Raw genomic sequence first — 13,412 nt, forward strand, 5'->3', positions numbered from 1 at the left:
ATAGCGCCCGTGAGGTCGGGAAAAAAGAGCTGACGGTCACTATAAGACGTTGATAGCGCCCGTGAGGTCGGGAAAAAAGAGCTGACGGTCACTATAAGACGTTGATAGCGCCCGTGAGGTCGGGAAAAAAGAGCTGACGGTCACTATAAGACGTTGATAGCGCCCGTGAGGTCGGGAAAACCGGGTTGATGGTCACTTATAAGGCGTTGAAAGTGACCGTGAAACTAGGGGAAACCGAGCGAATGGTCACTATGAAGAGCGAATAGCGACCGAGAGTACGAAAAGTTGGCATCCCCTGACACTATGAAGCACAATCAAAGCCCGAATCCAAATACCCACAGTATTAATAAACCTTAATATCTTCTATTATAATGGCATATTCCGCATACAAATCGGGGATTTACGAATTTTATTAATTTTAGCAAACTATACAAATTCTTTAACTATAAGAAGGAAGAAAATAGGGAAAAGGGAGAACCGTCCCCTTGTTTGTCAAATGAATCAGATTCAATTAACAAAAAGCAGCGCCTTATTATAAAATGAAATAGAGAGATTAATTGATTAAAGGGGAGTAACCGTGGAAATTAGAAAATTAACTACATTAGAGGATGCAAGAAAATATCACAGCATTAGACTTGAATCTCTAGAAAATAGTCCAGAATCATTTGCTTCTAGTTATGAAGAAGAAAAAGACTTATCGATTGAGGAAATGAAGAACCAATTTCAATGCAATGATTCTTTTACCTACGGAGCTTTTGAGAATGGAGAACTGGTCGGAATCATTACCTTACATAAAGAAAAGTTATATAAACTAAGTCATAGGGCACATATTGGAGCCATGTATGTTTCTCCTTCTAAAAGAAGTTTAGGAATTGGGAAAGTCTTAATGGAAGAAGCAATAAAGAAAGCGAAACATATTGAAGGTTTGGAACAGGTTTATTTAGCGGTAGTTTCCACTAATGAATCAGCAAAAAAACTTTATTTTTCACTGGGATTTGAAATTTTCGGTACAGAAAAGAAAGGTTTAAGGTTAGAAAACAATATTTATTATGATGTAGACTATATGATTTTGTTTATATAAAAAGTTGGATGTATGAAACCATATGCAGCTATAAGTTTTAATGAACGAAAGTTGCAGGGTAATGTATGAGGTTCAAAAAACAATTGTTGCCATTTATAGGAATTTATTGTAGTATATAAAATAATTCAAATTAATGATGAATTTAAAAAAGCACTGATAAGGATTCGAGTTACTTTTTACGGTTTCCAGAGAGGGAAGGATAGCTGAAATCTTCCTAACGCAGGAAAGTATCTTACCACCTTTGAGCTGTATTGGGGAATAAAGTATCCAATACCGTCTATGCTGCGTTACAGCACCAAAGCCGTAAGTTATCTTCTTAGCTTATGGGAAATTGGGTGGAACCACGAGTATAACGCACTTGTCCCTTGCCACAGGGATGAGTGCGTTTTTTATTTTTAACAAAATAATAAATGCAATGAAAAGGACATGAATTATTTTTACGGTTTCCAGAGAGGGAAGGATAAGCTGCGATCTTCCTAGCTTAGGGAAATAATTTACCGCCTTGAAGCTGTATTGGGGAACCTAAGTATCCAATATCGTCAATGCCACGTTACGGCACCAAAGCCATAAGCTGTTCTTTATAGCTTATGGGAAATTGGGTGGAACCACGGGTTAAAAAACACTCGTCCCTTGCCACAGGGATGAGTGTTTTTTTTATTAATTTAAAGGAGTGTTTATGGTGATGAAGGAGCAATTAATTACAATTAAATTCCCAGACGGGAATATGAGGGAATTCTCGAAGGGCGTTACGGTGGGAAGCATAGCTGAGTCCATTAGTTCAGGTCTAAGAAAAAAGGCAGTTGCAGGGAAAGTCGATGAACATCTTGTTGATTTAAACTACAGGCTGGAAAAGAATGTAGAACTTGCTATTTTAACTCAAGATTCAGAAGAAGGGTTGCATGTTTTAAGGCATTCATCAGCGCATGTATTGGCACAAGCCGTAAAAAGGCTCTACAGTAATGTGAAATTGGGTATAGGGCCAGTCATTGAAGATGGATTCTACTATGATTTGAAACTAGAACAAAGTTTAACCTCTGCTGATTTACTTGCCATTGAAAAAGAGATGGAAAACATTATAAATGAAAATCTAGAAATCAAACGAATGGAAGTCTCTTATGAAAAAGCTGAAAGGTTATTTGCGGAAAGAGATGAGTTATTTAAGTTAGAAATATTAAAGGATCTTCCTGAAAATGAAAAAATAACACTTTACCAACAAGGAGAATTTATTGATCTTTGCCGTGGTCCTCATCTTCCAGCTACCGGTTACATAAAAGCATTCAAATTAACTCGTGTATCAGGCGCCTATTGGCGGGGGGATAGTCAAAATGAAGTTCTTCAACGAGTTTATGGAGTGGCTTTTAAAAAGAAAAAAGATTTAAGTGAGTACTTAAATTTCTTAGCAGAAGCTGCAAAACGGGATCATCGTAAGTTAGGGAAACAATTAGAGTTATTTATGTTTTCCGAGGAAGCACCGGGAATGCCGTTTTATTTGCCAAAGGGACAAATTATAAGAAATGAGTTAGAAAACTTTTCTCGTGAGCTTCAAAGCAAGGTCTCTTATGATGAAGTTCGTACTCCGTTTATGATGAATCAACAATTATGGGAGAAATCAGGTCATTGGGATCATTATCATGAAAATATGTATTTTACTGAAGTCGAAAATAAAAAGTTTGCGATGAAACCTATGAATTGTCCGGGGCATATGTTGATTTTTAAAAACAATCTATACTCTTATCGAGATTTACCTATTCGCATTGCCGAGTTCGGGCAAGTTCATCGTCATGAATACAGTGGTGCCTTAAATGGACTGCTTCGGGTTCGCACATTTTGCCAGGATGATGCCCATATTTTTGTTCGTCAGGATCAAATTGAGAGTGAAATGAAGCAAGTGTTTCATCTCATTGATAAAGTGTACCGCACATTTGGTTTCGATTACTCAGTAGAGCTTTCAACTCGTCCGGAGGATTCATTAGGGGATGATCGTCTTTGGGATCTTTCTGAAGAAGCATTAAAAAATGTCCTTGAAGATTTAAGGATCGATTATCAGCTAAATGAAGGGGACGGAGCATTTTATGGACCAAAAATTGATTTTCATATTAAGGATGCGTTAAAACGGAGCCATCAATGCGCAACGATCCAACTCGATTTTCAGATGCCGGAAAAATTTGATTTGACTTATATCAATCAAAATAACGAAAAAGTTCGTCCTGTTGTCATTCATCGTGCTATCTTTGGCTCCATCGATCGTTTCCTAGGCATTTTAATTGAACATTTTGCAGGTGTCTTTCCTATTTGGCTGGCACCGACACAAGTTCAAATTATCCCTGTCTCACAGGTTCACTTAGATTACTGTTTAAAAATTCAGATGAAACTGAAACAACTAGGAATAAGAGTGAAAATTGACCAGAATAATGAAAAACTAGGTTACAAAATAAGAGCAGCACAGATGCAAAAGATCCCATATATGTTGGTGCTGGGGGACCGTGAAGTAAAGGAAGAGTCGGTAAATGTAAGAAAATACGGGAACCAACAATCGGAAAGTGTTCCATTTGAGAATTTTAAAATGAAAATTTTACAACAGATTAAAGAGCGCAGCTGGGACCAAATGTCATTTCCTGTCTGAAATAGGACTCTATTCCTATAAAGAATAGATGGTGATACCTTCTATCTCCTGTTTCATACAAAATAGTAGTTAAAGAAATAAAAATAATTTGAATAGTGGTATCGGTTCTGGTTTTACACGACAATCGACAAGTCACAGTGACACCCCGAGCTTAATTTAAAAATGGTTCTTGATAGGTCTCGGGGTCTCTCCTATAGGGTGGGATATTATTTTAATTTTTCACTTTCCAAAAAAACAAAACTGTCAGCTATGTATGTGGTCATAAAGAGGGGACAATCAACTGCGGTTAATTAACCATTCTTCCTGAAAACAGAGTGGATCCCTTTTACTGGATCTTGATTCGCACAATTTATCATGATTGACTAGTAATGACAGGTGATCCATTGTTATGGCTTGGGTGTTCATTTACTAAATAATGCGACCATCACCAATGCCCTAGGAAAGAGGACAGAGTATGAAACATTTTATAGAAAAAGTAGGACGGGATGTTCTATCCTTAACAAGTATCTTAGATGCGATCGTGGATTTAGTTTTTCTAATGAAAGTCGATGGAGATTCTTTTCGCTATATCTTTGTCAACGAATCAGCCAAGAAGGTATTGAATACGAAAGATAATATCCTCGGGAAAAGGCTGGAAGAAGCGGCACCAAAGGAAGTTTTCCGGATATTAGCAAAAAAATATCGGCAAGCACGGCTTACGAAGAAGCCGCTGAAGTTTCGCGAAACGTTAAAAACAGCGAATGGAGAGTTTTACGGAGAAACGACTCTGAGTCCGATTATCAAAGAGGATGGAGAGTGCAGCTATGTGATGGCCATCGTCAGGGATATCACGGAAAGAATTCAAAGGGAACGGCAATTGAAAGAAACGCAAAAAACATTAGTCAAGCAGCAAAAAAGACTGCATTCCCTTTTGGAAAATAACGGAGATGCTGTGATTGAATTCGACCGGGAAGGAAACTTCGTCGAGGTCAATAAAATCACTGCTGAAGTAACGGGATATCAGGAATACGAGCTCCTTGGTACTTCCTTTATTCCGCTGATTGCTGAAGAGTCCTTAGAGGATACGATGCGTTACTTTGAGAGGGCATTGAGCGGCAGTAAGGAAGAGTTTGAAACTATTATCAAGCATGCCGAAGGGCAAAAGATTCAAGTGGCTGTCAAAAATATACCGATTATCATCGATGGGGTCCTTGATGGGGTGTACTGTATTGCCAAGGATGTTACAGAGACAAAACGGATTGAGGAAGAGATCCATAAGAAGACGGAGGAAATCGAAGCCTTCTGGACATACACTTCCGATCCAATTGTTTTTTTTAATATGAAGGGCGAAGTGGAACGGATTAATCCAGCATTTGAAAAAACATTCGAATTTGCAGAAAAGGAAATAATCGGTCCCGTTAAGCGAATTATCCCGCCGGAAGCCATGACCGAGGCTGAAGAGATCTGGGAACGGATTGGCAGGGGAGAAACGATTGCCCTCAGTGAAGTAAAGCGACTGACGAAAAGCGGGGCTGAATTAACCCTGCTTGCATCCTACACGCCTTTGCATGATAAAGGCGGTGTGCTCTTAGGGACAACGGCCTTTTATAAAAATATCACTGAGCTGAAACAGACCGAAAGGGAACTCAGAAAAAGTCAGGAGAAATACAGAATTGTCACAGAAAATGCTTTTGATGTTATTAAGCTGATTAACACATCGGGAATCATTGAATATGTTTCTCCTTCTAATGAAGAAATTATTGGCTATACCCCATCAGAGTATATTGGAAAAAGATTTACAGAGCATCTCCATCCCGACGATATTCAAAGGTTAGAGAAGGAATTTAAGAAATGGATTCACTCAGCCAGCCCGAAAACGACTACTGTTGAGCTTCAATTCTTGCATAAAAAGGGGCATTATATATGGTTGGAGGCCGTCAGCACTCCTGTCATAGAGGATGGAAAGGTTAAGCAGATCGTAACGATTACGAGGGATATTACGGGAAGAAAAAGGCTTCGTGAGCGATTAGCCAAGTTGGCTTTTTACGACCAATTATCCGGTTTGCCGAACCGGCGGATTTTTTACGATCGGCTGCATATGGCAATGAAGCATGCCGAGCGTAATAAAAAGAAAGCGGCTCTGATGATGATCGATGGAAGCAAATTTAAGCTGGTTAATGATACATATGGACACGATGCTGGAGATGCGGTCATTCAAGAAATGGCCAAACGGATTAAAGCCGCAGTGCGAAAAATCGATACGGTGGCACGCTTAGGCGGCGATGAAATGGCGGTTATTCTACCGGACCTGTCTTCACAGAAAGAAGCTGAAAACGTAAAGCAGCGCATCCTAAAAGCCTTTCAAAAACCGCTTTATTTTAATGGAAATGTTATACAAATGAATGTCGACATAGGGATTGCCCTCTATCCCGACCACGCAGCAGAACAAAAACAACTGATCAGACTTGCTGATCAAGCTCTCTACAAAGTGAAAGAAAGTCATCGTTACGACCTGAAATAATAGTAAAAATAGCTTTGCATAGTGGTGTTACTCCACCTAATGAGAATGGTGTATTCTAATATAGAGTTTTGCTGAACAAAGGGGCTGCCGCGGCAGCCCCTTTTATTTTGACGGAAATATTAGGGAGAGTATCTTAGATGTAATCTGCAAATATTAAATTGGAACCCATAAATTCATCATGGAGGTCCCTTATGGAAACAACGAGCTATAAAGGCACAAATAAAATGATCACGGGTATTGTGTTCGGAGTTATCACGTTTTGGCTCTTTGCTCAGGCAATGGTCAATGTGGTTCCGGCTGTTCAGAAAGATTTAGGTATTTCTCTAGGAACATTAAATATTGCCATCAGTTTAACCGCTTTATTCTCAGGTATGTTTATCGTTGCTGCTGGTGGGTTAGCAGATAAAGTTGGCCGAAAAAAAATGACCTATCTTGGGTTAAGCTTAAGTATTGTCGGCTCCCTTTGTCTTGTATTAGCACAAGGGTCTGTTTTACTGATTATTGGTCGTGTCATTCAAGGTCTTTCAGCGGCATGTATTATGCCTTCGACGATTGCTTTAGTGAAAGCTTATTTTGAAGGTGCAGAACGTCAACGCGCTCTTAGTTTCTGGTCCATCGGCTCTTGGGGCGGCTCGGGAGTCGCCTCTTTTGCAGGTGGTACAATTGCAACCTATTTAGGATGGAAATGGATTTTCATTTTTTCTATCATCTTCTGTTTACTTGCTATGTGGCTGATTAAAGATACTCCAGAAAGTAAAGGCGAAGCAACAGGTGCTTTTAAATTCGATTACACTGGATTAGCTATTTTTATTATCACCATGGTTGCATTGAACATTTTTATTAATTATGGTTCAGATTTCGGCTGGACAAGTCTAAGAACAATCTTTTTTGCAGCAGTGACCATTATTGGAGCCATAGTGTTCCTCAAAATTGAAAAAAGTAAAGAGATTGTTTTAATTGACTTTTCACTATTTAAAAACAAACCCTATTCTGGCGCAACTTTGTCTAATTTCTTGTTAAACGGGATTGCCGGTACACTTGTTGTGGCCAATACTTATGTTCAAGTCGGAAGAGGCTTTAATGCCTTTCAATCTGGCATGCTTTCTCTCGGTTATCTAGTAGCTGTGCTGGCCATGATTCGTGTTGGAGAGAAAATATTACAAAAAATTGGCGCAAAAAAGCCAATGATTTGGGGGGCTCTCATCACAACGGTTGGTGTAGCGATGATGGGATTAACCTTTTTACCTGACTTAGCCTATACAGTAATTGTTTTTATTGGTTTTGCTTTATTTGGACTAGGCCTTGGGGTGTATGCCACTCCATCAACAGACACATCTGTATCGAATGCACCGGCAAACAAGGTTGGTGAAGCTGCAGGAATTTATAAAATGGCGAGTTCACTTGGCGGGGCGTTTGGCGTTGCGATATCAGCCGCTGTTTATGGAGCCATTTCCGGCGCTGGAAACTTAGAAATGGCTGCAACCGCTGGGATTATCGTAAACGTAATATTCGGCGTTCTTTCTATTATTTCGATTACCATTTTGGTTCCCAAAAATGCAGGAAAAGAAGGAGCCGGAAAATCAGTAAAAGAGGTACAAGTACAAACTCCTGGACAACCGGAACCTAGTCATTAAATGAAATGAAAGGAGAATGGACGGATGTTACTAAAACAACTAATGGAAAAATTAGATCAACAAAAGGACCGCATCATTGAGATTCGCCGTTATCTGCATGAACATCCAGAACTTTCTTTCCAAGAAGAAGAAACAGCTAAATATATCAGCGAATTTTATAAAGCTGTCCCTGTAGATTCAGTGGAAACGAACTTTGGTGGTCAGCGTGGTGTTGTTGTAACGATTAAAGGCGCGAAACCAGGAAAAACCATTGCTATTCGTGCTGATTTTGATGCCTTGCCGATCAAGGAGGAAACGGGGCTGCCTTTTGCCTCAAAAAATGAAGGGGTGATGCATGCCTGCGGTCATGATGGACATACAGCATACATGCTGGTATTAGCAGAAACGTTAGCGGAGTGTAAAGACCAATTAAAAGGTACGATTCGAGTGATTCATCAACCGGCAGAAGAAACCCCTCCAGGCGGAGCAATTGGAATGATTAAAGCAGGAGTATTGGATGGCGTAGATGCAATCATTGGAATTCATGTCATGTCCAATATGAAAACAGGTCAGATTTATTACCGAAGCGGGAACACGCAAACAGGAAGATCTTATTTTAAATTAGTTGTTCAAGGAAGAGGCGGACATGGCTCATCGCCACATCTAGCAAATGATGCCATTGTAGCAGCCAGTTCATTCGTCATGAATGTACAAACCATCGTCAGCCGCCGGATCAACCCATTTGATACAGCTTCAATCACCATTGGGAATTTTGATGGAAAAGGGTCATTCAATGTCATCAAGGATGCTGTAACCATTGAAGGAGATGTTCGAACCATGTCTCCGGAAACTCGTGAAACCGTCGAGACTGGGGTACGTGACTTTGCGGAAGGATTAGAAAAATCATATAGGGTAAAGTCTATTTTTGAATTTACCAATGACTATCCTGTGCTCTATAATGACCCGGAAGTAACGGAGCATGTACGCAAAGCCCTAGAACAAGCATCCATTCCAGAAGTAGAAGCTGTTTTGGAAACACCGCCACAGCCGCCTTCGGAAGATTTTGCGTATTATCTTGAGAAGGTACCAGGATGTTTCTTCTATGTAGGTGCTGCGCCTGAGTCAGGTGAAGCATACCCGCATCATCATCCGAAATTTACTATCAATGAAGAAAGCTTGATCATTAGTGCGAAAGCGATGGCTGCTGTTGTAGCTTCATACTGTGATGGCAGCAGCACTTAAAAAGAACGAGCGTGGCCATGAGGCATAAAGTTATAAATTAAGCACAAAATGAAAAGGGATATGAAATCCTAAAAACAAAAAAGTCGATAGGAGTGAAAGTATGGATAAAAACAAAGAGAAAGTACAAAATGTTTCTGGAAGTTTTCAAGTGGTAGACCGTAAAGATATGGTTGATAAATTGCAAAAGGACAACAAATTAGATAAGGAAACAGAATACTATGCACGGGTTTTTATGGAGGAGTAAGGATCTTAGGTGCTTAGAGGGATCGTGAAGTTTGGCTTCACTCTGTAGGGAGTATGAGTTTTAAGGGAAATTGTTTTGTTGTGCTTGATAATGAGAGGGACGAGGGATTGAACTGCATCCTAAGTCCCTCTTGGGTTCTATGATAAATAAGGGGAATCTAATTTATTCGGAATGAAAATAATGGTCTGCGGCCAGCTTCCAATCCTCCAAAAATACCGGCCAGAGGTTGGGTCGACGTCTTACAGCTAAAGGATGGTAGGCGACGGTTGTTTGCAATCCATTGATCATATGTATTTTGCCCCGTAATAATTTAACCTCTGCTTCTGAATTTTGAAAGAAGGACTGGACTGCAATATTTCCTAGACAAACCATTAACTGTGGTTGTTTTGACTTTAGTTGCTGGTTAAGATGATTCATGCAGATTTGTCTGGTTTTATCTTTATCATAGGAACGTGTCGGTTTTCTTTTTAAAACATAGGTTACAAATAAATCGTCAACGCTTAATCCAACCTGATGGACAGCTTGTTGTAATGTCTGTCTTGTCCCGCATATAAAGGGTTTGTTTTCTCGATCTTCACGAGCTCCAGGATTGTCTAATAGAATCATAATGGGGGCGTCGGGATTTCCCTCACCCCATATCATTCGCGAGCCATGCTTGTTCAGACCACATTCGCTGCAATTTATCAAATTTTCCGGTGTTTGTTCTTCTGGCCATAATGCTGCGCAAAAATCAGGCAAAACTTTTTCTCCTCTCAAATTTCATTAATTATTTTTTAATCCCTCATTGCTCCAGCCTCCCGGGAAGTCATGGAACCTTGTCCTTCATTAACATCTTGTTGAATTTCTTGTTTTACTTTTTGTGCATCAGTTCCGGCAAAATCTGGTTTCATAATTGAAGCCAAATTCTCCTTAGCTTGTTGATCCTGCCGCATATCACTCCTCCTTAATATATGGATGTGCAATTATATTATTTATAAAAAACACTTGGCATATTCAGAAAATAAAAAAAGGAACCCATTTACTTAACAGGGTTCTTTTTGCGAAAATTATTTGTGGAAAATATAGCAAGCTATTATTTAGGGATGGCTGCAGCAAATAGAATAATATACCTGCCGTTCGTTTACATTCCTTGGTGAAATTCAGGTTCACCTAATCGTTCATTAAATTCAATGACTAAATCCTTATCCTCTAAATACCAGGTATCAGTATCTTCCATAAAGAATGTAATTCCGTCTTTTTTAATTTGAGTATAGGTTTGTTCAGGTCTTTCTTTATCTACGCCTAATGAGAATCCCTTGATAAAGGAATTAAAACCGCCATATCGTACATAAAATTTAACAAAATCTCCTTCAGTTAGAGCTAAATCTTCTTTATACCATTGAACCACTTTATCAGACATTGTAATTTGCATCATCTGTCACCTCTTAGATAGAATGAGCAGCAATAGATTGTGATTTGATTCACAATCTATTGCTTGATTAGAGTATATCAAATTATCCGGGTAAAAATATTGTATAGTTTGTGAAATGTTTCACTTGGTTTTTTTCGCTCTTAACTGCAAAGCGACAAGTGTCTGTGGCACTTGTCGCTTTGCAATTCAATTACTTATTCATAAACGCTTTGATTTCTTCTTCTGGCATGGATGAATCACATTTCACGTTTACTGTGGCACCATTTGTATAGATGAAGCCAGGAACGGTTGGAATGTCGTATTCATTACGGAATGCTGCTATTCCTTCCATATCAGATTCTTCCACGCTATTAACATAATAGATGTGCGTATTGGTTTCTTCAGCAACCTCTTTTAGCTTTTTAACAAACTTTTGGCAATAAGGACATACAGCTTTTCCAATATAAATAACAGCTTCAGCTTCCCCTTTAACCAAATCTTGTGCTTTTGCAGAATCAATTTTATCGAAACCAGCTACATTTTCTTCATAAGTGGCAATCATTGCTCATTCTCCTTTTTTCTCAGTTGTCATTATTATACAACAATGTTTTATATTTCAAACAAATTATGCTTCATAGATTTGCATGGGGAATCGCAGTACCAATATATAATGATTATAAAAGAGAATGGTACAGGTTTAGAATATTATAATAAAAGTATTTCGAATATTGCGGAGTCTCGTTTACTTTCATTGGAAATAATGATTAAATTAATTAATATTAGTGAAAATCATATAATTGGAGAAACCCCGATGAAGGATCAGATCCTATTCTTATTTAATCATTTACTATTTGTTTTAGTAATGGTTTTTATTTATCAATTTTGGCTTGATCGAAAAGAACGGACCTTTGAACAAAAACGAATGATGCACATTATCTTTAGTACCATTTGTGTTATTTTTTGTATGTCTTTTACCGTAACGCTAACGGATGAATTTATTGTGGACTTACGGCAAATCCCTATGTTGATTGCCGCCCTGTATGGAGGAGTATACGCAGCGATTCCATTGGCGATTATTACCGTGGGATATCGCTTTATTATTGGAGGAGCTGGGATAGTCGGGGCGGTTAGCATGGGTATCTCGATTATCATTATTAGTCTTATTTTTTCCAAAAGATACTTAACTTGGAGTATCCGCAAAAAAGTGATATGGTCGATGCTTCTGGCACTTTACGCTTCTAGTTTGGTATTGACCGTTTATATCGTTCTATCTGCAGGGATTGAATTATTAACTAATGGTCTTCCTGAAAAGAATATCATCTATATTTTTGGTGTATTTATTATTTTTCACGTTGCCGGTACCGGGATTGCTACTTATGCTTTTGAGAAAATCAATAGCTTCATTAATATGAAACAACGAATCATTCAAACGGAAAAAATTGAGTTAATCAGCCACCTGGCTGCATCCATTTCACATGAAGTAAGGAACCCTTTAACCGTTAGCCGCGGCTTTATGCAGTTATTGCTAGAGGATTCCTTAAAGGATAAAAAAAATGAGTATGCGTCGATTGCGATAAATGAGCTGGATCGTGCTGAGAGGATTATTACAGATTACTTAACTTTTGCCAAACCGATAGAAGAACGACAAGAAATATTTGATGTCCGGCAAGAGTGTCTTCATGTCATAGAAGTGATTCGTCCGTTGGCGAATATGAATGCAGTAGAAGTTACCACTCATTTAACGGAAGCTTATACAGAAGGAAGCAGGCAATCGTTCCAGCAATGCTTGTTAAATATAACGAAAAACGGAATTGAAGCGATTGAGGACGGTGGCGCCTTACATATTGAGCTTCTCGCAAATAATAAACATATCACCCTTTTGGTCAGAGATACTGGTAAAGGCATGACAGAGGAACAAATGAAGCGTCTGGGAGAGCCGTATTTCACAACAAAAGGGGCAAAAGGAACGGGATTAGGCATGATGGTCTCCTACGGTATCATTCATTCTATGAATGGTTCCATAAAAGTAACGAGCGAATTAGGGAAAGGGACATGCTTTGAAATTACTTTACCGCGTAAGAATGAGAATGAACAAGAGTAACCGAAGATGCGAAAGGAAAGAGAGTGATGGTAAATCACTCTCTGACATGAAAGATACTTTGCAGCTAAGTGGATGTAGTAACAACGTCCCGATTAACTGGACATAAAGATATTAATGTAACAAAAAGATATGTAAAGATACGGATGAACAGGAAAAAGTTGAACTTCTATCAATAAAGCTTTAAAAAAAGTTGATCTCTATTTAGGATAATGATATTATAAACTTCCCTTTTCCTTTTAGAAGACAGATAGAAATTAAGTTCGTATTTCTTCTTTAATATAGTGAATAGGGATTAATACAGAAAAAACTCGAAAAAGAAGTTGACTTCTGTGAATCTAGATGTTATATTAATAAACGTCGCTGATGCGAAACAACTTAAAAGATTACTTCTTAATAGTTGACTTTAGCGAAACAGGATGATATAATTCATTTCGCTGCTGAAATAATTCAGTAGATAATTGTTCTTTGAAAACTAAACAAAGCAGAAACGTCAACGTTAATTCTAGTTGTTTTAACAACAAATTTTATGAGCTAACTCATACTCTTTATCGCGATTAACGAACAGTAATATCCTTCGGATAAACTGTTCGTAAATGCCCGATCGATTCGACTAATAAT

The 13,412-nt window shown here is 38.6% G+C and carries 11 protein-coding genes and 2 other annotated features; of the genes, 7 read left to right on the forward strand and 4 right to left on the reverse strand.

What is annotated here, in order from left to right; genetic code table 11:
• Positions 1 to 577 precede the first annotated feature (577 nt).
• From HNR53_RS22550 to HNR53_RS22575, 6 genes are all read left to right on the forward strand, one after another.
• Positions 578 to 1,081: a GNAT family N-acetyltransferase gene (locus HNR53_RS22550; RefSeq protein ID WP_184530343.1), complete on the forward strand. Its 504-nt coding sequence runs from the start codon at positions 578 to 580 to the stop codon at positions 1,079 to 1,081.
• Positions 1,082 to 1,225: 144 nt separating this feature from the next.
• Positions 1,226 to 1,450 (forward strand) — a binding site (T-box leader).
• Positions 1,451 to 1,487: 37 nt separating this feature from the next.
• Positions 1,488 to 1,715: a binding site (T-box leader), on the forward strand.
• A 48-nt stretch (positions 1,716 to 1,763) separates the two neighbouring features.
• A complete protein-coding gene (gene thrS / locus HNR53_RS22555; protein ID WP_184530345.1) occupies positions 1,764 to 3,704 on the forward strand; it encodes a threonine--tRNA ligase in 1,941 nt (646 codons plus the stop codon).
• Positions 3,705 to 4,158: 454 nt separating this feature from the next.
• Positions 4,159 to 6,204, forward strand: a complete 2,046-nt coding sequence (locus tag HNR53_RS22560; protein WP_184530347.1) for a PAS domain S-box protein — start codon at positions 4,159 to 4,161, stop codon at positions 6,202 to 6,204.
• Between the two features lie 191 nt (positions 6,205 to 6,395).
• Positions 6,396 to 7,838 carry an MFS transporter gene (locus HNR53_RS22565; protein ID WP_184530349.1) on the forward strand — a complete coding sequence of 481 codons (1,443 nt, stop codon included), beginning with the start codon at positions 6,396 to 6,398 and terminating at the stop codon, positions 7,836 to 7,838.
• A 24-nt stretch (positions 7,839 to 7,862) separates the two neighbouring features.
• A complete protein-coding gene (locus HNR53_RS22570) occupies positions 7,863 to 9,059 on the forward strand; it encodes a M20 family metallopeptidase (protein ID WP_184530351.1) in 1,197 nt (398 codons plus the stop codon).
• Between the two features lie 100 nt (positions 9,060 to 9,159).
• Positions 9,160 to 9,303: a hypothetical protein gene (locus tag HNR53_RS22575; protein ID WP_184530354.1), complete on the forward strand. Its 144-nt coding sequence runs from the start codon at positions 9,160 to 9,162 to the stop codon at positions 9,301 to 9,303.
• A gap of 162 nt (positions 9,304 to 9,465) precedes the next feature.
• Here the strand turns inward: HNR53_RS22575 and HNR53_RS22580 are convergent, their stop codons facing one another.
• The 4 genes from HNR53_RS22580 to HNR53_RS22595 all read right to left on the reverse strand — a co-directional run bounded on the left by HNR53_RS22580 (position 9,466) and on the right by HNR53_RS22595 (position 11,255).
• Positions 9,466 to 10,041, reverse strand: a complete 576-nt coding sequence (locus HNR53_RS22580) for a uracil-DNA glycosylase (RefSeq protein WP_184530356.1) — start codon at positions 10,039 to 10,041, stop codon at positions 9,466 to 9,468.
• 35 nt (positions 10,042 to 10,076) lie between these two features.
• Positions 10,077 to 10,235, reverse strand: coding sequence for a hypothetical protein (locus tag HNR53_RS22585; RefSeq protein WP_184530358.1), 159 nt, complete (start codon positions 10,233 to 10,235; stop codon positions 10,077 to 10,079).
• Positions 10,236 to 10,423: 188 nt separating this feature from the next.
• A complete protein-coding gene (locus HNR53_RS22590; protein WP_343065379.1) occupies positions 10,424 to 10,717 on the reverse strand; it encodes a HesB/YadR/YfhF family protein in 294 nt (97 codons plus the stop codon).
• A 187-nt stretch (positions 10,718 to 10,904) separates the two neighbouring features.
• A complete protein-coding gene (locus tag HNR53_RS22595; RefSeq protein ID WP_184530360.1) occupies positions 10,905 to 11,255 on the reverse strand; it encodes a DUF6568 family protein in 351 nt (116 codons plus the stop codon).
• A gap of 249 nt (positions 11,256 to 11,504) precedes the next feature.
• Between HNR53_RS22595 and HNR53_RS22600 the strand changes: the two genes are divergently transcribed.
• Positions 11,505 to 12,794 carry an ATP-binding protein gene (locus HNR53_RS22600; protein ID WP_184530362.1) on the forward strand — a complete coding sequence of 430 codons (1,290 nt, stop codon included), beginning with the start codon at positions 11,505 to 11,507 and terminating at the stop codon, positions 12,792 to 12,794.
• Positions 12,795 to 13,412: the final 618 nt, after the last annotated feature.

It is taken from the genome of Bacillus benzoevorans (assembly GCF_014207535.1).
Taxonomy (GTDB): Bacteria; Bacillota; Bacilli; order Bacillales; family Cytobacillaceae; genus Bacillus_BD; species Bacillus_BD benzoevorans.

Bases quoted from the DNA above. Each gene is read 5' to 3' on its own strand.
- thrS (WP_184530345.1), top strand. From the start codon at position 1,764: ATGAAGGAGCAATTAATTACAATTAAATTCCCAGACGGGAATATGAGG.
- HNR53_RS22560 (WP_184530347.1), top strand. From the start codon at position 4,159: ATGAAACATTTTATAGAAAAAGTAGGACGGGATGTTCTATCCTTAACA.
- HNR53_RS22565 (WP_184530349.1), top strand. From the start codon at position 6,396: ATGGAAACAACGAGCTATAAAGGCACAAATAAAATGATCACGGGTATT.
- HNR53_RS22570 (WP_184530351.1), top strand. From the start codon at position 7,863: ATGTTACTAAAACAACTAATGGAAAAATTAGATCAACAAAAGGACCGC.
- HNR53_RS22575 (WP_184530354.1), top strand. From the start codon at position 9,160: ATGGATAAAAACAAAGAGAAAGTACAAAATGTTTCTGGAAGTTTTCAA.
- HNR53_RS22585 (WP_184530358.1), bottom strand. From the start codon at position 10,235: ATGCGGCAGGATCAACAAGCTAAGGAGAATTTGGCTTCAATTATGAAA.
- HNR53_RS22590 (WP_343065379.1), bottom strand. From the start codon at position 10,717: ATGATGCAAATTACAATGTCTGATAAAGTGGTTCAATGGTATAAAGAA.
- HNR53_RS22595 (WP_184530360.1), bottom strand. From the start codon at position 11,255: ATGATTGCCACTTATGAAGAAAATGTAGCTGGTTTCGATAAAATTGAT.
- HNR53_RS22600 (WP_184530362.1), top strand. From the start codon at position 11,505: ATGAAGGATCAGATCCTATTCTTATTTAATCATTTACTATTTGTTTTA.